A 21,564-nucleotide genomic window follows, 5' to 3' on the forward strand; every position below is an offset into this window, starting at 1 on the left:
TTCCCGACCGACGCCGCCGGCCTGCTGATCTCCGACCCGGCGGGCACCCTGCAACTCGTCGCCTCCTCCAGCGAAGCGGTTCGCCTCGTCGAGCTCTTCCAGCTCCAAACCGACGAAGGACCGTGCCTGGACTGCTACCGCTCCGGGCAGCCGGTCAACTCCCCCGACCTCGCCGATTCCGACCGGTGGCCGCAGTTCACGGCGCTCGCCGCTGAACGAGGGTTCCGGTCGGTGCACGCGGTGCCGATGCGCCTGCGCGGCAAGACGATCGGCGCACTGAACCTCTTCGGAGCGACACCCGGCGCGCTTCCCCCTGCTGACCTGCAGGTGGCCCAGGCCCTGGCCGATGCCGCCACCATCACGATCCTGCAGGACCGCGAGGAGGCCGCCGAGCAGGCCCTAGCCCCTCGACTCAAGCTCGTCCTGAACCGTCGGGCCACCATCGAACAGGCCAAAGGCGTCCTCGCCGAGGTGGGAACCCTGGACATGGGCGAGGCCTTCGTCCGGCTGCGCGACCACGCTCACGCCACGAACCAACCCCTCACCGACCTCGCGCGCCGGCTCGTCACCCGCGAGGCAGGTCTCGAGGTCCTCCACCGGACCAGGCAGTGATCCAAACCCCGGTCGTTCCTGATCGCTGACGGTCTCGGCCAGGGCTCTGTCGAACGAGGTCCTCGACGCTGCCGTGAGGGGACCGAGGCCATCCCCCTTTCCGAGCTGCGGAGCGTCCACCCCACCCAGAGCGCGGGACGCGGGCTGCTTCGCAGCGACACCGTCGTCCGACGGTCCCCTCGCCGCTGCGGCCGGGGGCTCATCGGTCCCGCTCGGAGTCCTCGGGCTCGTCGGGCGAACCGCCCGCTCCGCCCCTGCCCGGCGGGTGGGGGGCGTCGAGCCGGAAGCCGAGGCCGAGGAGCCGGACGACCAGACACAGCGCGGCACCCACGAGCGAGGCGAGCAGGATGTTCACGCCCACGCGGGCGCCCGCGACGACGACGCCGGCCCCGAGCAGCGCGGGGATCGCGTAGAGCTCGCTGCTCAGCACCGTCGGGACGCGGCGCACCAGCACGTCCCGGAGCGTGCCGCCGCCCACGGCGGTCACGCCGCCGAGCAGGATGGCCTGGCCGAACCCCGCCCCGAACTCCAGGGCCTTCGTCGCGCCCGTGACCGCGAACAGGCTCAGCCCCAGGGCGTCGAACACGTTGATCGGGGTGGCGAGCCGTTCGAGCTGGCGGCTCAGCGCGAAGGCGATCAGCCCGCCGCCGGCGGCGACGACGAGGTAGCGCCAGTCGTTGAAGGTCGCCGGCGGCAGCGCGCCCAGCAGCACGTCCCGCAGCACCCCGCCCCCGATCGCGGTGATCATCCCGAGGGTGACGACGCCGACGATGTCCAGTCGCGCCGCGCGGACCGCGGTGAGCGCACCGTTGAGGGCGAACGCGAACGTCCCGACGAGGTCGAGCACCAGGCCGGTGACCGATGCCGTGGTCATGACGGCGGAATCGCGATCAGCCCGCCAGCCAGGCGCCGGCCGCGGTCACCAGAGTCTCCACGCCCGTGCGCAGGGTCGGATCGAGCGTGGGGGCGAACTGCGGGCTGTGGTTGGTCGGCAGTTGGGAGAGGGTGCCGCGGCGTGCGGCGTCGTCGTAGGTCTCGGGATCGACGCCGCCCACGAACCAGAACACCGAGGGGACACCCCAGGCGCGGCCCAGGACGCCGAAGTCCTCGCTGGCGGAGCTCGGTCCGGTCGACTGGACCTGCCCGTCGTCGAAGTGGGATCGCAGGGCCGTCGTCACGCGCTCGGTCGCGACCGGGTCGTTGTCGGTGAGCTCGTAGGTCTCCACGGGGGTGATCTCCGGTGATCGCGGCGCCCCGGAGGCCTCGGCCTCGGCGGTCACGATGCGGCGCACGGCGTCCTGCGCGCGCCGGCGCACGTCCTGGTCGTAGCAGCGCAGGTTGAGGCCGATCAGTGCCTCGTCGGGAATGACGTTCTCCTTGGTGCCGGCCTGCAGCATCCCCACGGTGAGCACCGCCGCCTCGGACATGCCGAGTTCCCGGGAGACCACGGTCTGCAGCCGCAGCACCGTGGACGCCGCCAGGACGACCGGGTCGACCGCTGCCTCGGGCATCGAGCCGTGCGCACCGCGACCGAACAGCCGCACCCGCCAGACGTCGGAGGCCGAGGTGATCGTCCCCGGCCGAGTGGCGAGCATGCCGGCCCGCGCCGGCATGACGTGCTGTCCGAGCACCACGTCCGGCGTCGGGAACCGGTCGACGAGTCCGTCGTCGACCATCGCCTGCGCGCCCGCGGCGATCTCCTCCCCCGGCTGGAACAGCGCCACGACGGTCCCCGACCAGGCGTCGGTGTTGCGTGCCAGCAGGTCGGCGGCCGTGGCGAGCCACGCGACGTGCATGTCGTGCCCGCACGCGTGGGCGACGGGGGTCTCGCGGCCGTCCTCGTCGGTGGCCGTGGCCGTGCTGGCGTAGGGCACCCCGGACGCTTCGCGAACCGGCAGCGCGTCCATGTCGGCGCGGAGCGCGACCGTGGGGCCATCGCCGTTGCGCAGCACGCCGACGACGCCGGTCGTGCCGACCCCGCTGGTGACCTCGAACCCGGCCGCGCCGAGCCGGGCCGCGGCCCGCTCCGCCGTCCGGTGCTCCTGCATGGACAGCTCGGGGTGGGCGTGCAGATCGGTGTAGAACTCCTCCGTCCGCTCCCTCATCCCGTCGAGCCCGCGCAGCAGCGACGCCGCCTCACCGTTCGTCATGGAGCTCTCCTCGTCCGGTGGCGTGTTGCAGGGAGATCGCCTGGCATTGGTCGGCTCCGGTCCCTCAGGGCGCAGCCGCCTCGAGGAAGCGGTCGGCCAGTCCGGAGGCCCACCCGGCCACGAGCCGCGGATCGGCCGGCGGGCTCTCCACGATCACCAGCTCGTCGACGCCGAGGTCGGCCAGGGCGGGGACATCGCGTGCCTGCGGCTGGCGCAGCGCGACGCAACGGCGCAGTCGGGCACCGTCACGCCCAGCCTCCCGGCATCGCGCCTCGAGGAAGTCGAGGCGTTCGGCGACGTGGGAGACGTCGTCCAGGTTGAAGCCGTACCAACCATCGCCCCAGGCCGCGACCCGGCGCAGCGCCGCGTCGGTGTTGCCGCCCAGCACGATCGGGATCTGCCGGTCACGAACCGGCTTGGGATTGACCCGCACCGAGTCGAAGCGCACGAACTCGCCGTCGAAGGACGCGACGTCCTCGCGCCACAGCGTGCGCATGGCCGCGACGTACTCCGCGGTGCGCGCCGCCCGCCGTGCGAACGGCACCCCGAGCGCGTCGAACTCGTCGCGCGACCAGCCGATCCCCACCCCGAGCGCCAGCCGGCCGCCGGAGAGCGCGTCCAGCGTGGCGGCCTGCTTGGCGACCAGCACCGGATTGTGTTCGGGCAGCAGCAGCACCCCGGTCGCGATGCCGATCGTCGAACTCGCCGCGGCGGCGAAGCTCAGACCGATCATCGGGTCGTTCCAGTCCGCGGTCGGCGGTACCGCGATCTGCCCGTCCGCCGAGTACGGATAGCGGGACGACGAGCGGTCCACCATGACCACGTGCTCGCCGGACCACAGCGTGGCGAACCCGCAGCGCTCCGCCGCGCCGGCCACCGCGTCGATGACAGGACGGCGAGCGCCGTCACCGATGCCCAGGGCGTGCAGACCGACCTGCATCCGCCGACCGTCCCACGTGACGGGCACCGTCGGCGACAACCGGGATCGCGACTTTGAAGGGGCCTCGAAGGAGGCTCCGACCGATACCCTCGGACGATGGCGGGAACGGCTCCCACGGTCGATCGGCTCCCGCCCGCTCGGCTCGGACCTCCCGATCGAGACGCTGCGGTCGGGCTTCGAGGGCTTGTACGCCGCCTACGACGCGGTCATCGAGTCGTCCTCCGACGACGACCGGCGGCCGTTGTTCCGCGCTCCCTGACCCGCTCGACGACGAGGGGCGAACAGGGGCCATCACCGACGCAGCACGGCCTCGAGGGCGTCCCATCGCTCGTCACCGGCGGCCGGCTCGAAGGTCTCGGTGGCCACCTGCTTCGCGAGGAACGCCCGCAGGTCGGCGAGGCCGCCGTCCAGCGCGCCCAGGGCCCGGGCCTGCACCAGCACGTTGCCGGTCGCCGTGGCCTCGACCGGTCCGGCGACCACCGGCAGGCCGCAGGCGTCTGCGGTCAGGCGGCACAGCAGCCGGTTGCGGGCGCCCCCGCCGACCACGTGGACGGTGTCGACGGTGCGTCCCGAGAGCGCCGCCGCCTCGCGGATCGTGCGCCGGTGGGCGAGCGCGAGGCTGTCGAGAACGCAGCGCACGATCCCCTCCCGGCTCTCGGGTCCAGGCTGCCCGAGCGCGGCGAGCGCCTCGACGATGCGAGCGGGCATGTCGCCGGGCGCGAGGAAGGCCTCGTCGGCGGCGTCGACCACGACCGCCGGGCCGTCGTAGGCCTCCGCTCCGGTCAGCAGCGGATCGAGCGGCGGCGATCCCCACGCGCGCAGGCACTCCTGCAACAGCCACAGACCCATGACGTTGCGTAGGTAGCGCACGGTCCCGTCGACGCCGCGCTCGTTGGAGAAGTTCGCGGCTCGCGAGGCCTCGGTGAGCACCGGCGCGTCGAGCTCCACCCCCACCAGCGACCAGGTGCCGCACGAGACGTACGCGAACCGCTCGCTGGTCGCGGGGACGCCGACGACCGCCGATGCCGTGTCGTGGGACCCGACCGCGAGCACGGGGGTGGTCGGCTCGAGACCGGTCTCCGCGGCGACCGGGGCCGACACCGATCCGATCAGGTCGCCCGGCGCCCGGAGCGGCGGGAGCAGCGACGGGTCGATGCCGACGCGGCGCGCGAGGTCGGCGTCCCACCCGGACCCGTCGGCGGCCAGCAGGCCGGTGGTGGAGGCGTTGGTCAGCTCGGCCCCGCGTTCACCGGTGAGCCAGTAGCCGAGCAGGTCGGGCACCAGGAGCAGCTGCCGGGCAGCGGCGAGCTGGACGCTGCCGGTCGCGGACACGAGCTGGTAGATCGTCGTGAACGGCAGCTCCTGCAGCCCGGTACGGGCGTACAGCTCGGCCGCGGGCACGTTCTGGTGCACGCGCTCCGCGACGCCGACGGTGCGGTCGTCGCGGTGGTGGACCGGCGTGCCGAGCAGCGCCCCGTCGGCGTCGAGCAGGCCGTAATCGACGGCCCAGGTGTCGACGCCGATGCCGTCCACCTCCCCCGCCTCGCGCAGTCCGCCGAGGATCTCGCGGTGGAGCCCGACGACGTCCCAGTGCAGGGTGTCGCGGACACGCACGGGGCCGTTGCCGAAGCGGTGCACCTCGGTGAGCTCGAGACCCCCCGCCCCGCCGACCCGTGCCCGGACGACCCGCCCGGACGAGGCGCCGAGGTCGACGGCGGCGACCGTGACGCCGTCGGACGCGGAACTCATCGCAGGAAGGCGGCCGCGACGCCGGCGTCGACCGGGACGTGCAGGCCGGTGGTGTGGGACAGGTCGTCCGAGCAGAGCACGAAGACGGCGTCGGCGACGTTCTCGGGCAGCACCTCGCGCTTGAGCAGCGTGCGCTGGGCGTAGAACGCGCCGAGCTCGGACTCCTCGACGCCGTACACCGCGGCACGCCGGGCGCCCCAGCCGCCGGCGAAGATGCCCGACCCGCGCACGACCCCGTCGGGGTTCACGCCGTTGACGCGGATGCCGTGCTCGCCCAGCTCGGCGGCGAGGAGGCGGACCTGGTGGGCCTGGTCGGCCTTGGCGGCGCCGTAGGCGACGTTGTTCGGGCCCGCGACCACCCCGTTCTTCGAGGCGACGTAGACGATGTCGCCGCCGAGGCCCTGCGCGGTCATGACGCGGGCCGCCGCCCGGGAGACGACGAAGGAGCCGCGGGCCATGACGTCGTGCTGGAGGTCCCAGTCGGCATCGGTGGTCTCGAGCAGCGGCTTGGAGATGGAGAGCCCGGCATTGTTGACCACGAGGTCGACCCCGCCGAACGCCAGCGCCGCGGCGTCGACGGCGGCGGAGACGGCGTCGGCGGAGGTGACGTCGACGGTGATGGGCACGGCGACGTCGGCGCTGCCGATCTCCGACGCGACGCCGGCCGCCGCGTCCCCGTCGCGGTCGGCCACGACGACGGCGGCGCCCTCGGCGGCGAGGCGGTGGGCGATGGCGCGCCCGATGCCCGAGCCCCCGCCGGTCACGAACGCGATCCGCCCGGCGAGTGGCTTCGGCTTCGGGAGCCGCGCGAGCTTGGCCTCCTCGAGCGCCCAGTACTCGATGCGGAACTTCTCGGCCTCGTCGATGGGGGCGTAGCTCGAGATCGTCTCGGCGCCGCGCATGACGTTGACGGCATTGACGTAGAACTCGCCGGCGACGCGGGCGGTCTTCGCGTCGGCGCCGAAGGAGAACATGCCCACGCCGGGGACGAGCACGATCGCGGGGTCGGCGCCGCGCATCGGCGACGAGCCGGCGTCGGCGTGCCGGGCGTAGTAGGCGCGGTAGTCCTCGCGGTAGGCCTCGTGGAGCTCCCCGAGCCGCGCGACGACGTCGTCGATCGGGGCGTCCGCGGGGAGGTCGAGGACCATCGGCCGGACCTTGGTCCGCAGGAAGTGGTCGGGGCACGAGGTGCCGAGGGCGGCGAGCCGCTCGAGCTCCTCGCGCGCGAGGAACTCCAGGACGGTGTCGCTGTCGGTGTAGTGCCCGACGACGCGGCGGTCGGTGGACGCGAGCCCGCGCAGCACCGGGGCGAGCGCGGCGGCGCGGGCGTGCCGGTCGGCCTCGGGGAGGGCCTCGAAGCCGGGCCGCACGGTCCCGAACGCCATCGCGGGGTCGGTGCCGCCACGGGCGTCGATGAACTGCTGCGCGGTGCGGATGATCTCCAGGGAGCGCTGCTCGCACTCCTCGGAGGTCGCACCCCAGGCGGTGATGCCGTGGCCCCCGAGGACGACGCCGATGGCCTGCGGGTTCTCCCGCGCGACCGCGGCGATGTCGAGCCCCAGCTGGAAGCCGGGCCGGCGCCAGGGCACCCACACGACGCGGTCGCCGAAGATCTCCTTGGTGAGGGCCTCGCCGTCGGCGGCGGTGGCCACGGCGATGCCGGCGTCGGGGTGCAGGTGGTCGACGTGGGTCGCGTCGACCAGCCCGTGCATGGCGGTGTCGATCGAGGGGGCGGCGCCGCCGCGCCCGTGCAGGCAGTAGTCGAAGGCGGCGACCATCTCGTCCTCGCGCTCGACCCCGGGATAGACGTCGGCCAGCGCGCGCAGGCGGTCGAGGCGCAGTACCGCGAGTCCGGCCTCGGTGAGGGTGCCGAGGTCGCCGCCGGATCCCTTGACCCAGAGCAGCTCGACGTCGCCGCCGGTGGCGGGGTCGGTGGCGGTGCCGGTCGCGGAGGTGTTGCCGCCGGCGTAGTTGGTGGTCGTCGGGTCGGCGCCCAGGCGGTTGCTGCGGGCGAGGAGGTCGCGGACAGGTGCGGGGGTGGTCATCGGTCGGTGTGCTCCGGAGGTCGAGGTGGGGGCGGTGTGAGTGCTCAGGCGCCCCAGCCGGCCTGGGTGCCGCCGACGCGCTCGGACTCGATGCGCTCCTGGTGGCCGGAGCGGCGGTAGGCGCCGAGGGGGTCGGGGTCGAGGCCCTGCTCGGCGCGGACGTCGCGCAGCAGGGGGCGCACGTCGGTGGCGTAGGCGTCCATGAGGACCTCGTGGGCGCCGAGGACGTCACCGGCGGCGCGGGCCGCGGTCAGCGCGTCACGGTCGAGCAGGAGTGCCTTGGCCGTGGCCTCCTGCACGTTCATCACCGAGCGGATGATCGCCGGGATCTTGGCCTCGATGTTGTGGCACTGGTCGAGCATGTAGGCGATGCCCGACTCGGGGGTGTGGACGCCGGCCTCGACGATCTCGTTCATGATCCGGAAGAGCTGGAACGGATCGGCGGCGCCGACCATGAGGTCGTCGTCGGCGTAGAAGCGCGAGTTGAAGTCGAAGGCGCCGAGCCGTCCGGCCCGGACGAGGAACGCGACGATGAACTCGATGTTGGTGCCGGGTGCGTGGTGGCCGGTGTCGATGCAGATCGTCGCCTTCGGGCCGAGCTCGAGGCAGTGCGCGTACGACGTGCCCCAGTCGGGCACGTCGGTGTGGTAGAAGGCCGGTTCGAAGAGCTTGTACTCGAGCAGGATCCGTTGGTCGGCGCCGAGGCGGCCGTACACCTCGCGGAGGGCCTCAGCGAGACGGTCCTGGCGGGCGCGCATCGAGTCCTGGCCGGGGTAGTTGGTGCCGTCGGCGAACCAGAGCTTGAGATCGCGGCTGCCGGTGGCGTCCATGACGTCGACACAGGCGAGCAGGGCGTCGGTGGCCTTGCGCCGGACCGCGGGGTCCGGGTTGGTCACCGAGCCGAACTTGTAGTCGTCGTCCTGGAACACGTTGGCGTTGATCGCGCCGATGCCGACGCCCTGTTCGGCGGCGTACTTGGCGAGCTCGGCGTAGTCGTCCACGCGGTCCCACGGGATGTGCAGGGAGACCGTCGGCGCCGCGCCGGTGAGGCGGTGCACGACCGCGGCGTCGGCGATCTTCTCCCAGGGGTCGCGCGGAACCCCGGCCTGGGCGAACACCTTGAAGCGGGTGCCGGAGTTCCCGTAGGCCCACGACGGGGTGTCGATGCTCTGCGCGGCCAGGTCCCGGCGGACGGCGGTTCGGTCGATCGCGTCGGTCATCGGTGGGCTCCCTGCACACGCGACGCCGATGAGCACGACGTCGTTGGATCGTTTCATTTCGAACGGTAGAGCCGGCTCCCGGCCCGGTCAACGGCGTCACAGCACGTCACCAGGCTTGAGCGGTTCAGCACGATCAACTTCGTCGCGGCGGTTGTGATCTGAACAACGCGGTTCCTACGTTCTTTGTTGATACGTTTCAAATCTCCGACCGCTCGCTGGTCGACGACGACGAGGAGAACCCGGATGTCCGTGACACCGGAGACGGGAACCGGTCCCACCGGGGACGACGGCACCATCAGCAGGCAGCACTGGCGCTGGGCGGGGCTGGCCGGCATGGCCTCCTACCTCGACGCCGGGTCCATCGTCGCCCTGGCTTCGGGGCTGACCGTGTTCCAGACGGAGTTCGGGCTCTCGACCACCGGTGTCGGCATCCTGGCCGCGATCGGCCCCAACGCGATCGGCTGCGCCGTCGGGGCGTTCTTCGGCGGACGCCTGGGCGACAAGCTCGGCCGCAAGCGCATCTACCAGTGGGACCTGCTCGTCTACGCGCTGGGCATCGCGCTCATCGCCCTCGCCGTGCACCCGGCGATGCTCTTCGCCGGCACCGTCATCGTCGGCCTGGCGGTCGGCGCGGACGTGCCGACCTCGTTGGCCCTGGTCGGCGAATTCGCGCCGGACCGGGGACGAGCGCGGCTCCTCGGCTTCACCCAGGTCGCCTGGTACGTCGGCCCGGTCGTGGTGCTGCTGCTCGCACTGGCCCTGAACCCGCTCGGGGTGCTGGGCACCCGCCTGGTGTTCGCGAGTCTCTTCCTCGTCGCGATCGTCACCTGGGCGCTGCGTCGCGGGATCGCCGAGTCGGCGCGCTGGCGCTCGGCCAGCGAGCTCCCCGGCAGCGCCGCCCAGCGCGTCGGCGCCCTCTTCCGCGGCAAGCACCTCAAGGCGCTGCTCTACACCGGCACCTTCTACACGTTCTGGAACCTGGCGGCGGGCACCGCCGGGATCTTCACCCCCTACATGGTCAAGACCATCGGTGCGGGCTCGAACGCGGCCGGCGTCGCCCTGTCCTGCCTCGGGTTCGCCGCCGGCATCGTCGGCACCCTGGCCCTCTTCATGCCCTTCTACGACCGCAGCCACGGCGTCCGCAAGGGCCTCTTCGCCCTGGGCGCGGTCATGCAGATCTGCTCGTACGGGCTCTACCTGGTCGTCGACTTCACGGTCCCGAGCGTCATCGCCAGCGTCCTGCTCTTCTACATCGGCAGCGCGGTGGCCGGGGAGGCGACCTACAAGGTCACCAGCCAGGAGCTGTTCCCGACGATGCTGCGCGGCACCGCCCAGGGCGTCACCTTCGGCGTCGCCCGGCTGGTCCTCGGCGTGTTCAGCCTCGTGGTCCCGCTGCTGTCGGCGATCGGCATCGTCCCGGTGGCCCTGTTGCTGACGCTCTTCCTGCTGATCAGCGGCATCGTCGGCTACCTCGCGATGCCCGACACCACCGGGAAGTCCCTCGAGCAGATCGAGTCCGAACGCGCTGTCCGACCGTCGGCGGTCCCGGCCGCGTCCTGAGCCTCGGGGCCCACGGCCCGGTCCCGCCGACGGTGGGACCGGGCCGTCGTGCGTCCCCGACCGGTCACGCGGACGCGCTCCGCCCGGGCAGCAGGGTCGAGGAGCGCACGACGAGCTCCGGGGTGAAGACGACGTGGCGGTGCTCGTGCTCCGGGTCGGCGGCCACCTCGTCGAGCAGCAGGTCCACCGCGGTGCGGCCGAGGAGCGCGCTGGGCTGGGCCACCGAGGTCAGGGGCACCGCCGCCGCCTCGGCGAACTCGATGTCGTCGTAACCGACGATCGCGAGGTCGTCGGGCACCCGCAGCCCCCAGTGCACGCTGCGCTGCAAGAGCCCCAGGGCGAGCAGGTCGTTGGCGCAGAACACCCCGGTCGGGCGGCGGCCGGCCGGCAGACCCGCCAACCGCTCCCCCGCACGGCGACCCTCGGCCACCGTGAGCCCCGTCGTCTCGATCACCACGAGGTCCGCCGGGTCCCGCCCGGAACGCTCCAGGGCGCTGCGGGCACCGGCGATCCGGTCGGCGACCTGGCCGAGCGCGGTGGGCCCTCCCACCACGGCGATCCGCTCGTGGCCTAGCTCGAGGAGATGGTCGGCCGCCAGTGCGCCCCCGGCCACGTCGTCGACGGTGACCGAGCAGTGCGTCGGGCCCGCAGCCCGGTCGACCACCACCACCGGGGTCCCCCACCGGGGCAGCTGCTCGAGGCGCGGGTCGGACGCGTCGACCGGGGTGACGAGCACTCCCTGCACGCGCTGCTCGGCGAGGAGCTCGAGGTAGCGCGCCTGCCGCCCGGGGTCGGCGCCGCAGTCGCAGAGATAGGTCGCGAGCCCTGCTGCGTCCGCCGAGCCCTGGACCCCTGCGGCGACGTCGGTGAAGAACGGGTTCCCGGCGTCCAGCACGACGAAGGCGATCGTGCGGCTCCGTCCCGAACGCAACTGCCGAGCCGACTCGTTGCGGACGAACCCCAGCGCTCCGATCGCCGCCTCGACCCGTCCGCGCGTCGCCGGGCTGACCCGCTCGGGGCGGTTGAGCACGTTGGAGACCGTCCCGAGGGACACCCCGGCTCGGGCCGCGACGTCCTTCATGCTCGGGCCGCTCACGGCCTCCATCATGCCTGCCCGAGGTGCGCGCACCGGGAGATGACGTGTTCGACGAGCCTCGCGCCGTCGATTCCCGGGACAGCTCCACGGCGAACGGCCCTCCGTCACGCCACCGGCTGCGCGGCGGGGGTCATCGCCGCGAGGATCTGCTCCGTCGCGTCCTCCATCTCCTCGGGCTGCTGGCCCCACGGCGGGCTGCAGAGGTTCAGGTGGTCGAACGCGGGCGCGTGTGCCGCGACACGGGCGGGCACGTCGGCGGGCCGGCAGGCGACACCGATGGCGTCGATCGCCTCGTCGGGGACGGCCCTCGCCGCCGCCGACGCGTCACCGGCCTTGGCAGCGGCGCGGATCCGCTGCTGGGCCCCGTCCCACCCGTGCATCGCGAACAACCGGTCGTAGACGCGTGAGGCGGCGTACTGCCCGATCGCGAACGCCAGGCGCTCCCGCGCCCGCTCCTCGTCGTCGTCGACGGCCGCCATGCGCATGCCCTTGACCACGAACCCCTCGAGGCTCCGCCCGGCGTCCTCGGCGCCGAGCGCGAGCCCGGGCCGGATGACCTCGTCGAGGTAGGCGGGGGTCGTCATGGGGTGACAGACGATCCCGTCGGCGACCCGGCCGGCGGCCCGGACCATGCGCGGCCCCACGCCCGCCGTCCAGATCGGCAGGTGCTCGCGGACGGGAGCGGGAGTGCCGGCCGTCGGCACCAGGTGAAGCCGATAGAAACGGCCCTCGTGGTGCACCGGCCCCTCGTGCAGGCGCCACAGCTTGCGCAGGAGCGTGACCAGCTCCTCCATCCGCGCAGCCGGCGACTCCCCGCTGGTGCCGAGCCAGTTCTCCATCATCCCGGCCGTGCCGTTGCCGAGCCCCAGGATGATCCGCCCGTCGGTCAGCTCGTCGAGATCCCGGGCCTCGGCGGCCCAGATGAGCGGCGCGCGCCCGACGCCGTAGGCGATGTCCGAGCCGATCGCGATCCGTTCCGTCGCCTCGCCCAGCAACGCCATCGGCACGGTCGCCGACCGGTTGTACAGCTCGCCGGTCCACACCGCACCGAACCCGGCGGCCTCGGCCCGGCGGGCCAGGTCCGCCGCCGCCCGGAAGCGCCGTGATCCGCGGCCCGCGGTGAAGATGGTGAGGCCGTAGTGCTCGTGCATCGTCGCGCTCTCCGCTCTCTCGACGCCCGCCCGTCAGACTCCGAGGGCCCGCTCCGGTGAACCGGGGGACACTGATGCTCGGGTCTCGTCGAACGTCAGCACCCCCTTCACCACCTGCTCGCGCAGCACGAACTTCTGGATCTTGCCGCTCGACGTCATCGGCAGCTCGTCGCGGAACGCCCAGAACACCGGGGTCTTGTGCGGCGCGATCTGCCCACGCAGGAAGGTCGTGAGCTCGTCGATCGACGGCCGGTCGTGACCGGCCCGCACCCGCAGGATCGCGCCGACCTGCTCGCCCCACCGCTCGTCCGGGACCCCGATCACCGCCGCGGTCTCGATCGCCGGGTGATCGGTCAGGGCGCCCTCGATCTCGGCCGGGTAGAGGTTCATCCCCCCACGGATGATCATGTCCTTGACCCGGCCGGTGATCGCGAGGTAGCCGCGCTCGTCCATCGTGCCGATGTCGCCCATGTGCAGCCAGCCGTCGTCGTCGATGGTGGCGGCCGTGTCGTCGGGCATGCCGTAGTAGCCGAGCATGTTCTGGTAGCCGCGGCAGCAGATCTCGCCCTGTTCGCCGATCGCCACCCGTTCCCCGGTCGCCGGGTCGACGAGCGAGACCTCCAGCTGCGGCAGCGGCTGGCCGACGGTGTTCGCCTGGTCCTCGGGCTCGTCGGTGACCCGGGTCTGGCTGACGACGCCGTGGGTCTCGGTCTGGCCGAACAGGATGCTGAACTGACAGCCGAGCAACTGACCGCTGCGCCGTACCAGCGAGGCCGGCACCGCCGCCGCTCCGCTGAGGACGGTCTTCATGGCCGACAGGTCGCGCCCGGGACGGTCCGGGTGGTCCAGCATCGCGATGAGCATCGTGGGCACGAGCAACGAGTGGGTGCCGCGGTAGGCCTCGAACGCCTCCAGCGCGTGGCCGGGGTCGAAGCCGGGCAGGATCACGAAGGTGCCCCGCTTGGCCCACGCGCCGAACGACGTCACCGCGCCGCCGCCGATGTGGTACATCGGCATGGCGTTGATGTAGACGTCGCCGTCGTCGAACCCGGCACGTTCGGCGACGAACGTGGCCTCGTTGACGAGTCCCTTGTGGTGCAGCATCGCGCCCTTGGGGAATCCGGTGGTGCCGGACGTGTACTGGATCTGCAGCAGGTCGGTGGGCTCGACGGTCGGCAGCACCGCCGCCGGATCCCCCTGCGCCAGGAACGCGTCCCACCCGGAGAGCGAGTACACGTCACGCAGTTCCGGCAGGCCCTCGCGCAGGTCCTCGACCATCTCGCGCATCGCGAAGCCGCGGTGGGAGTCCACGCAGAACAGGGCGACCGAGCCGGACTGCCGGAGCACGAACTCGACCTCACGGCCCCGGTAGGCGGGGTTCAGCGCGACCAGCACCATGCGCGCCAGCGCGGCCCCCTGCTGGAGCATGATCCACTCCGCGCTGTTCGGAGCCCAGATCGCGACGCGGTCCCCCGGCTCGTACCGGGCGAGCAGCGCCCGGGCCACCCGCTCCGCGTCGGCGAGGAACTGCGCGTAGGTCCACTGCCGGCGGGTCGCCGGGTCGACCACGCAGTCGACGAGTGCGAGCCGATCGGGCACCGTCGCGGCGGCGTGCCGGATGGTGTCGCACACGGTGATGTCGCGGACCTCGCCAGGCTCGGCAGGCCAGTAGGACTCGGTGAGCATGCGAGGAACTCCTTCGTCAACTCGGCTCGGTAGCGCTGTCGGTCGCCATCCCGCGGTAGATGACCGTCGTGATGCCGTCGGTGGTCCGGTCGATCGGGAAGTCGCCCTCGCCCCGGAGGTAGGCCCACGCCTGGTGCTCGATCCCACCGAAGATCATGTCGCGCAGCAGTTCGACGGTGACGTCGTCGCGGAAGTCGTCACGCGCCACCGCGTCGCGCAGGACCTGGCTGACCACGCCGGTGAACCGTCGGTTCAGCTGGTGGATCGCGGTGGATCGGAACTCCGGATCGGGACGGAGCTCGTTGAAGATGAACCGCGTGAGTGTCGGTTCGTGACGCACCACCTCGACCGCGTAGCGCACGACGTAGCGCAGCCGCTCGTAGGTGCTCTCGTGCTTGGTGACGCCGGGCTCGAGCGCGACCAGGATCTCCTCGAACCAGGCCACGGCCACCTGGGCGAGGAGGTCCCGTTTCGTCGGGAAGTAGCGGTAGACGGTGGCCTCGGAGACCCCGCAGCGCCGGGCCACCTCGGCCGGCAGGAACCGCTCGTAGCCGACCTCGGCGAGCAGGACCCGCGAGGCCGCGACCAGTTCCGCGATGCGCTCGTCGGGGCGCAGCCGGGCGCGGGTCATGCGACCGAGATCCCGCCGTTGACGCTGACCACCTGGCCGGTGATCTTCGCGGAGCCCGGGCCGCAGAGGAATGCGATGAGCGCCGCGAGGTCGTCGGCCTCGGTCGGGCCCAGGTGCGCCTGCGTCCTGGCCTTCTCGAAGAGCTTCTTCGAGAACCCGCCGGCCATCGCCCGGTCGCCCGTGGCCGTGCCCTCGATCAGCGACGGCGTCACCGCGTTGACCCGGATCCCGTCCCGCTTGGCCTCGACGGCCAGGGTGCGGGTGAACGTCACGATGGCGGCCATCGCGGCGCCGATCACGACCTCGCCGGGGGTCGGCACCTTGGCCGCGTCGGACGCCACGTTGACGATCGCCCCGGAACCCTGCGCGGCGAGCCAGGGCAGCACCGCCCGGCACATGTGCATCGGGCCCAGCGCCTGGCCGGTGAGGATGCCGGCGATGTCCTCGATCGGGACGTCGCGCAGCAGGCCGGGCACGTAGGACGCGGTCGTCGAGTTGACGAGCACGTCGACGCCGCCGAGCAGGTCACGGGCCGTGGTGGCCGCGTCGACGGCCTGGGCCGGGTCGTTCGCGTCGCCGGCCACGAAGTGGACGTCGCAGGCCGGCGCGGCCGCGCGGACCGCGGCGCAGGCCTCCTTGCCCCGTTCGGCGTTGCGCCCGATCAGCGCTATCCGGGTGTCGCCCTCGGCGGCCAGGCGGTGCGCCGTGGCCAGGCCGACCCCGGAGGTCCCGCCGACGATGAGCACGGCACGTTCGGTCATCGGGACCCTCCGATGGTGAGCGGCAGATCGCAGGTGGAGCACGAGCGGGCGGGCTCGCGGGCGTCCGTCGTGGTCTCGCCCGCGCCCCGCGCGACCGGCCCGGCGCCCTCACGGGCCAGCAGCGCGGCCCCGTAGGCGCCCACGATCTGCGGGGATTCCGGGACGGTGATCTCGGCGCCGAACGCCTCGGCGAGGAAGTGCACGGCGGCCGCGTTGCGTGCGACACCGCCGGTCATGACGACGGGCGAGCGCCGCCCGACCTGGGCGACCAGACCGAGGGTGCGGGTCGCCACCGCGCGGTGCACGGAGGCGGCGATGTCCTCGCGCTCCTCGCCCTGCGCGAGCATCGAGATCAGCTCGGTCTCGGCGAAGGTCGCGCACATGCTGGACACCTCGAGCTCCTTCTCCCCCCGCAGCGCCAGGTCGGCGAGCTCGTCGATCCCGCACTCGATGGCGCGGGCCAGCACCTCGAAGAACCGGCCGGTTCCGCTGGCGCACCGGTCGTTCATCGCGAAGTCGGCCACGATGCCGTCGTCGTCGACGGCGATGGCCTTGCTGTCCTGGCCGCCGATGTCGACCACCAGTCGCGTCCCCGGGCACATCGCCGCCGCGCCGCGGCCGTGGCAGGTGATCTCGGTGAAGGTGCGGTCGATGTCGGGCACCAGCCGGCGGCCGTAGCCGGTGGCGATCGACGCCGTGACGTCGCCCTGTCCGAGACCGGCGGCGTTCAGCGCCGCCTCCATCGCCCGGGCACACCCGGTGCGGCTGACGGCGCCCATCTGGACGACCTCGGCGGCCTCGATGCCGCCGTCAGCATTCAGGACGACGACCTTGGCCGTCGTCGACCCGAGGTCGACCCCCAGGAAGTGCGCGCTCATGCCCGGGCCCGGCGCACGTCGATCCCCTCGAGCATGGCGGCCAGCCGGCTCTCGAGGATCTCGTCCTTGTAGAAGGACGCGTCGGCGATGTCGCCCTCGAAGAACATCGTCGCCAGCCCGGCCTTCTCGTGGGCCGCCTTCGCGATGATGCGCTGCGGGTTGGTGAACGCCCGGCAGGTGCGCGTCGAGTGGAACACGATGCCGTCCACGCCGTAGAACTCGCTGTCGCGCAGGACCAGGTCCTGGATCGTCCTCGTCGAGTGGTTCATCGGGCACAGCAGGTTGTTCTGGGCCTGCCCCAGCAGCGGGTCGCCGTCGGGGTCGATGAGCTGCGGTTCCTGCCAGAACGCGTGGTGGGTGTAGCGCCCGGCCACCACCGCGACGTCGTGCGAGGCGAACTTGCGCGACAGCAGGCCCAGGTGGTTCCAGTTCATGAAGCCGTCGAAGTACACCCGGTACCGCTCGCTCGTGACCGAGCCCTCGCCGTCGGCCACCCGCTGCTTCACCTCCGCGAGCACGGCGGTGTAGAAGTCCACCAACTGCTGGTTCGCGGGCAGGAAGTTGATGTGCGCGACGTTGCCGATCCAGTCCCAGAAGGTCGCGGGTGCCGGCAGGTGGCGGCAGAGCTTCATGGCTTCCTGCCGGAGCTCGGACGCCTTCTTGATGTAGGCCATGTTCTGCCGGTAGGCGTCCCAGTCGAACGGCCGTCCGGTGATCGACTCGAGGAACGGGATCAGCTCGCGCAGCTGGTCGGCGACGTAGCGCGACGACGTCTCCCACTCCTCGCCGACCATGTAGCCCTCGCCGGGCCGGTTGCTCCACAGGAACGGCATCGAGACGTTGAAGATGGGGACGTCCTTGCCGAACACGCGGAAGGAGATGTCGTCCCACTGCTGGCCGGTGCTGCAGCCGGCGTAGGCGTTGACGAAGACGTCCGGGGTGGGCAGCCGACTCGCGAGCTCCTCCTGCTCCGGCAGCCCCACCATCCCGGGGCCGTTGCCCGACCCGGCCGAGCGCTTCTGGCTCAGCACCGCGCACCCGAGGTGCGTGCGGGCGTAGGAGCACAGCTCCCCGACGTAGCCGTACTCGGACCCGGCGAGCTGGGCCGGGCCCTCCAGGTGCTGGGCGGCCAACCGGGCGGAGAACGCCTCGCCGTGGCACCACGCCATGCCCGCGGCCTGGAAGATCGGGTTGAGGGCCGAGCCGTTGTACCAGACGACCTTCTGGCCCCGTTCGCGGGCGAGGAAGACGTCCTCCCAGTAGTCGGCGACCATCGTCCCGCCGGCCTTGTTGATCGCGAGGCGGCTGAGCTTGTCGGTGGCGGCAGCGGTCATCGGGTCACCTCCAGGGTGCGGTGCGTGGCGCTGGTGCGGCGGATGCGCTCGAGGAGCGCCTCGACGCGGGTCTGCACGGTCTCCACCGGCAGCCCCTCGTGCTCCGTCTCGAGCAGCAGGTGCGGGATGCCGCGCTCGTTGAGACGCTTGCGCAGCTCGGGGTAATAGAGCATGTGCGGCTCGCAGAACCGCACCATCAGCACGATCACACCCTCGGCGCCCGAGGACTCGACGGCGCGGACGAGCTCGTCCTCCCAGTCGCTCTCGTGCTTGACGCGCGTCGGACACGGCAGGGTCGCGTCGCGATCCAGGTACCGCTGGGCCAGCGCCGCGACCGGATCGCCCTGCTCGTCGACGTCGGTGGCGATGTACCGGCGCCCGGTGAACAGGTCGTCGTCGACGACGAGCGCGCCGCACTCCTCGATGGTGGCGAGCAGCTCCGGTCGGGGCGCGTGGCACAGGTGGCCCGACAGGTGCAGCCGGATGCGCCCGTCGCGCGGGACCTGGGCGAGCCCGTCGATCACCTCGCGCAGCAGCACGCTGTGCACCTGCTTGTCCATCACCATGCTGGACTTGACCAGGGCCTGCACCTGCGACGACGACAGGGCGGCGTTGCCGGCCCGCCGGGCCGCGAACAGCTCGCGCAGCAGCCGGCGGTTCTCGTTGAACACCGCGATCGAGTGCGCCAGCTCGGCGTCGGTGACCGGCTCGCCGCGCAGGCGTTCCATCTCATCGACGAAGGACCGCATCATCAGCCGGGCCCGCTCGGGGGTCCAGCTGTCGGTCAACGACGTGGGCAGCTGGCCGAAGTACACCGGCGTGTCGGGCACCTCGGACCGGACCACGTCCACCGCGCCCAGCAGCTGGGTGCAGTGGTCGGCCAGGAAGAAGCCGTCGTAGCCGGCCAGGGTGCCCTTGGCCGCCTGGTCGGCGATGTTGCGGGTGTAGCCGCAGTAGAACTCGGCGAGGAGGTTGCGCCCCAGGCTGTCCGGCTCGCGGTTCTCCTGCAGCAGCACCGGCAGCGCGCCGCCGGCGTGCACGATCTCCGCGGGGAAGTTCATGGGGAAGACCCCGAACGCCTTCCTCCCGGTTCGCTGCTTCCACTCCGCCACGTACGCATCCGGATCGTCCGCGGCTGCGGTCAGTGCGGCGATCGCGGCCTGCGCGGATGCGCCGGCTGTCGTCATGGGCTGCCCTTCCATGCGGTGCGGTGCTGGCGGCCACGCTAACTGAGTCACACTCAGCACCACAAGCCCCCATTGAGTCGTACTCAGCTGGGGCTCGGGAAGCCCGATCTACGGGTCGCTGCCGGCCTCGACGCCGGGCGGCGTGTGCACGATCTGGCCTCTGCCGGTGCACTCGGTGGCGGCCGGAGGTGCGCGAACCCTCCTACAGTCACGGCACCGGCCCGACCGCGTGATCGGGTCGCCGGACCAGGAGGTGGCGGGTGAGCTCACAGGCTCCGTAGGCCCCCGCGCCGTCGGCCCGTCGCCTGGTCGCCGTGGCCGAGGCCGGCGACGGCGACGGGTTCGCCGCGCTCCTCGCCCCGTCGATCGCCCCGGTCCGGGTCCGTCCGCTGGTCGACGGGACCTTCCACAGCTCGCTGCGGAGCGCGGTGGCGGGTGAGGTGCGGGTCTCCGTGGTCAGTGGCAGCCCGTGCGTGCTCACCCGCGCCGCGGACCTCATCGGCCCGGACGACCCCGCGTTCCTGACGGTCATGCTCCACCGCACCGGGCGGGCCGGGGTCGCGCAGGACGGGCGGCACTGCCTGCTCGGCCCGGGCGACCTGGTCAACTACGTCACGTCGCGGCCGTACGAGGTGACGTTCTGGGAGCCGTACGAGGCCGTCGTCGTCACGGTCCCGATCGCGGCCCTGGGCTCGCACGCGGACACGCTGACCGGGCGCACGGCCGTCGCGCTCGGCACCGACTGCGGGCCCCGCGACGTCGTCGGCGCACTGTTCGAGGGACTCGCCGCCAAGGTCGACGGCTGCACCCTGGGCGCCGCGAGCCGCAGCAAGGAGCACCTCGCGGACGCGATCGTCTCGCTCGTCATCGCCGAGCTGGTCGACATCGCACCGCAGGGCGCGGGCGACGACCTCGCGGACCGGGTGCTCGCCCACTGCCTGGCGTCCCTGGCCGACCCGGGGCTCACCGTGGAGTCGGTCGCGCGGGCCCACGGCGTCTCCGTGCGCTACCTGCACAAGGTGCTCGCCCCGACGGGCAGCACCCTCTCCGCCTGGATCCGCCGGCAACGCCTGGAGCGGATCCGTCGTGACCTCGTCGACGAGTCGCTCCACGGACGCACCGCCGCGGCGATCGCCGCCCGGTGGGGCATCACCGACACCGAACACCTGAGCCGGGCGCTGAAGGCGGAGTTCGGCATGACCGCGAACGAGATCCGCCGGTCGGGCCGCCGGGAGCCCGGCGGCCCGCTGCTGCTGGCCGAGTAGCCCGCGCACCAGGCACGACCGGGCCCACCGGTTCGAACACCCGGAGACCGCCCACGCGCGGTCCCGTCCGTCCGCCTGTCCACCCGAGGAGAGCTCATGACCACGACCGCCCAGAAGGTCGCCGTCGTCACCGGCGCGTCACGCGGCATCGGAGCCGGTGTCGTCGAGGGGTACCGCAAGCACGGCTACGCCGTGGTCGCCACCTCGCGCTCCATCGCGCCGTCCGACGACCCGCAGGTGCACACCGTCCCCGGGGACCTCGCCGACCCGGAGACCGCCGGCCGCGTGGTCGACGCGGCGCTCGCGCGGGTCGGGCGCATCGACACGCTGGTCAACAACGCCGGGATGTTCCTCGCCAAGCCGTTCACCGCCTACACCGACGACGACTTCGCGGCGATGGTCGGCCTCAACCTCGCGGGGTTCTTCGGCATCACCCGCCGAGTGGTCGCGACGATGCTCGAGCAGGGTGCCGGCCACGTCGTCACCGTCACCACCTCGCTCGTCGACCACCCGCTCAGCGCGGTCCCCTCCGTGCTCGCCTCCCTGACCAAGGGCGGCCTCGACGCGGCGACCCGGTCCCTGGCCGTCGAGTGCGCCGGTTCGGGCGTGCGGGTCAACGCGGTGTCCCCGGGGATCATCAAGACCCCCATGCACCCCGTCGAGGCGTACGAGGCCTACGCCGGGCTCCACCCCCTGGGCCGCATGGGCGAGATCGACGAGATCGTGCACGCCGTCCTCTACCTCGAGACCGCTGCCTTCGTGACGGGCGAGACCCTGCACGTCGACGGCGGCCAGAGCGCGGGCCACTGAGGACAGGGGCTCGCGCCGTGACCCGGACAGACACCCGCCGCACGGAGCGGCAGACCCTCCGCGCCCAGGCCCGCGAGTTCGCCGGGGACGTCCTCGCCCACGTCCGCGAGGTCACCGACCCGCTCCCCACACCGACCGAGCGCTACCGCGCCACCCGCCCCTTCTACCGGCAGATGGTCGACGCCGGCTTCCTGCGCCGCCTCGTCCCACAGGCACTCGGCGGGGACGGGACGGGCGCCTCGACGACCGCGGTGCTGGCCGAGGAACGAGCGCGAACCTCCTCGGCGACGTCGGCGACGGGCTCGTCTTCGACCACCTCGGCCGCAGGCTCTTCCTCGACCACCTCGGCGACGGGCTCCTCGACCTCGGCGGGTGCCTCGGTCGCGACGCTGGCCTCGACCTCGGGCGCCTCGTCGGCGGCGGCGGGGGCCTCGTCGTCGGAGTCGAGCAGGGCCGTGCCGAGCTCGGTCGCCGGCTCGGCATCCTCGG

20 protein-coding genes are annotated in these 21,564 nt (G+C 72.6%); 6 read left to right on the forward strand and 14 right to left on the reverse strand.

Translation table 11 applies throughout. The features are described 5' to 3' along the window. Positions 1 to 612: GAF and ANTAR domain-containing protein (locus tag VGH76_RS05415; RefSeq protein ID WP_331555591.1), on the forward strand; the 612-nt coding region annotated here is incomplete at its 5' end. A 199-nt stretch (positions 613 to 811) separates the two neighbouring features. Here the strand turns inward: VGH76_RS05415 and VGH76_RS05420 are convergent. From VGH76_RS05420 to VGH76_RS05430, 3 genes are all read right to left on the reverse strand, one after another. Further along, positions 812 to 1,486 (reverse strand): trimeric intracellular cation channel family protein, encoded by a 675-nt coding sequence (locus VGH76_RS05420; protein ID WP_331555592.1) that lies wholly within the window; start codon positions 1,484 to 1,486, stop codon positions 812 to 814. A gap of 16 nt (positions 1,487 to 1,502) precedes the next feature. Then, complete coding sequence (locus VGH76_RS05425) at positions 1,503 to 2,762, reverse strand: amidohydrolase (RefSeq protein ID WP_331555593.1); 1,260 nt, start codon at positions 2,760 to 2,762, stop codon at positions 1,503 to 1,505. A 64-nt stretch (positions 2,763 to 2,826) separates the two neighbouring features. Continuing rightward, a complete protein-coding gene (locus VGH76_RS05430) occupies positions 2,827 to 3,702 on the reverse strand; it encodes an LLM class F420-dependent oxidoreductase (protein WP_331555594.1) in 876 nt (291 codons plus the stop codon). Between the two features lie 16 nt (positions 3,703 to 3,718). Between VGH76_RS05430 and VGH76_RS05435 the strand changes: the two genes are divergently transcribed. Then, complete coding sequence (locus VGH76_RS05435; RefSeq protein WP_331555595.1) at positions 3,719 to 3,961, forward strand: hypothetical protein; 243 nt, start codon at positions 3,719 to 3,721, stop codon at positions 3,959 to 3,961. A 32-nt stretch (positions 3,962 to 3,993) separates the two neighbouring features. On the opposite strand, the gene VGH76_RS05440 is transcribed toward VGH76_RS05435, so the two are convergent. Genes VGH76_RS05440 through rhaI form a run of 3 tightly spaced genes read right to left on the reverse strand, consistent with a single transcriptional unit; the run spans position 3,994 to position 8,716 of the window. Then, positions 3,994 to 5,451, reverse strand: coding sequence for a rhamnulokinase family protein (locus tag VGH76_RS05440; RefSeq protein ID WP_331555596.1), 1,458 nt, complete (start codon positions 5,449 to 5,451; stop codon positions 3,994 to 3,996). Continuing rightward, positions 5,448 to 7,496, reverse strand: a complete 2,049-nt coding sequence (locus tag VGH76_RS05445; RefSeq protein ID WP_331555597.1) for a bifunctional aldolase/short-chain dehydrogenase — start codon at positions 7,494 to 7,496, stop codon at positions 5,448 to 5,450. Before VGH76_RS05445 ends, VGH76_RS05440 begins: the two co-directional genes overlap by 4 nt. 44 nt (positions 7,497 to 7,540) lie before the next feature. Further along, positions 7,541 to 8,716, reverse strand: coding sequence for an L-rhamnose isomerase (gene rhaI / locus VGH76_RS05450; RefSeq protein ID WP_331555598.1), 1,176 nt, complete (start codon positions 8,714 to 8,716; stop codon positions 7,541 to 7,543). Positions 8,717 to 8,959: 243 nt separating this feature from the next. Here rhaI and VGH76_RS05455 point away from each other — a divergent pair, with 243 nt between their 5' ends. After that, positions 8,960 to 10,276, forward strand: coding sequence for an MFS transporter (locus tag VGH76_RS05455; protein ID WP_331555599.1), 1,317 nt, complete (start codon positions 8,960 to 8,962; stop codon positions 10,274 to 10,276). A gap of 64 nt (positions 10,277 to 10,340) precedes the next feature. Here VGH76_RS05455 and VGH76_RS05460 read toward each other — a convergent pair whose 3' ends face one another. The 8 genes from VGH76_RS05460 to VGH76_RS05495 form a co-directional block, all read right to left on the reverse strand. Next, the gene (locus VGH76_RS05460; protein WP_414637675.1) at positions 10,341 to 11,357 is read right to left on the reverse strand and encodes a LacI family DNA-binding transcriptional regulator; all 1,017 of its coding nucleotides are present in this window, start codon (positions 11,355 to 11,357) and stop codon (positions 10,341 to 10,343) included. 119 nt (positions 11,358 to 11,476) lie between these two features. Next, positions 11,477 to 12,523, reverse strand: a complete 1,047-nt coding sequence (locus tag VGH76_RS05465) for an LLM class flavin-dependent oxidoreductase (protein WP_331555600.1) — start codon at positions 12,521 to 12,523, stop codon at positions 11,477 to 11,479. A 33-nt stretch (positions 12,524 to 12,556) separates the two neighbouring features. Next, entirely contained in the window at positions 12,557 to 14,209 is a 1,653-nt protein-coding gene (locus tag VGH76_RS05470; RefSeq protein WP_331555601.1) for an AMP-binding protein, read from the reverse strand. A 16-nt stretch (positions 14,210 to 14,225) separates the two neighbouring features. Beyond that, complete coding sequence (locus VGH76_RS05475; protein ID WP_331555602.1) at positions 14,226 to 14,840, reverse strand: TetR/AcrR family transcriptional regulator; 615 nt, start codon at positions 14,838 to 14,840, stop codon at positions 14,226 to 14,228. Then, positions 14,837 to 15,601 (reverse strand): SDR family oxidoreductase, encoded by a 765-nt coding sequence (locus tag VGH76_RS05480; protein ID WP_331555603.1) that lies wholly within the window; start codon positions 15,599 to 15,601, stop codon positions 14,837 to 14,839. The genes VGH76_RS05475 and VGH76_RS05480 overlap by 4 nt, the downstream gene beginning before the upstream one ends. After that, positions 15,598 to 16,479, reverse strand: coding sequence for an acyl-CoA dehydratase activase (locus tag VGH76_RS05485; RefSeq protein WP_331555604.1), 882 nt, complete (start codon positions 16,477 to 16,479; stop codon positions 15,598 to 15,600). Before VGH76_RS05485 ends, VGH76_RS05480 begins: the two co-directional genes overlap by 4 nt. Continuing rightward, positions 16,476 to 17,813, reverse strand: coding sequence for a 2-hydroxyacyl-CoA dehydratase family protein (locus tag VGH76_RS05490; protein ID WP_331555605.1), 1,338 nt, complete (start codon positions 17,811 to 17,813; stop codon positions 16,476 to 16,478). The genes VGH76_RS05485 and VGH76_RS05490 overlap by 4 nt, the downstream gene beginning before the upstream one ends. Further along, positions 17,810 to 19,000 carry a 2-hydroxyacyl-CoA dehydratase family protein gene (locus VGH76_RS05495; RefSeq protein WP_331555606.1) on the reverse strand — a complete coding sequence of 397 codons (1,191 nt, stop codon included), beginning with the start codon at positions 18,998 to 19,000 and terminating at the stop codon, positions 17,810 to 17,812. The genes VGH76_RS05490 and VGH76_RS05495 overlap by 4 nt, the downstream gene beginning before the upstream one ends. A gap of 314 nt (positions 19,001 to 19,314) precedes the next feature. Here VGH76_RS05495 and VGH76_RS05500 point away from each other — a divergent pair, with 314 nt between their 5' ends. The 3 genes from VGH76_RS05500 to VGH76_RS05510 form a co-directional block, all read left to right on the forward strand. Further along, positions 19,315 to 20,265, forward strand: coding sequence for a helix-turn-helix domain-containing protein (locus VGH76_RS05500; protein ID WP_331555607.1), 951 nt, complete (start codon positions 19,315 to 19,317; stop codon positions 20,263 to 20,265). Positions 20,266 to 20,361: 96 nt separating this feature from the next. Then, positions 20,362 to 21,075 carry an SDR family NAD(P)-dependent oxidoreductase gene (locus tag VGH76_RS05505; RefSeq protein WP_331555608.1) on the forward strand — a complete coding sequence of 238 codons (714 nt, stop codon included), beginning with the start codon at positions 20,362 to 20,364 and terminating at the stop codon, positions 21,073 to 21,075. A 17-nt stretch (positions 21,076 to 21,092) separates the two neighbouring features. Next, positions 21,093 to 21,564: acyl-CoA dehydrogenase family protein (locus VGH76_RS05510; RefSeq protein WP_331555609.1), on the forward strand; the 472-nt coding region annotated here is incomplete at its 3' end.

This window comes from Actinomycetospora sp. (genome assembly GCF_036497585.1).
Taxonomy (GTDB): Bacteria; Actinomycetota; Actinomycetes; order Mycobacteriales; family Pseudonocardiaceae; genus Actinomycetospora.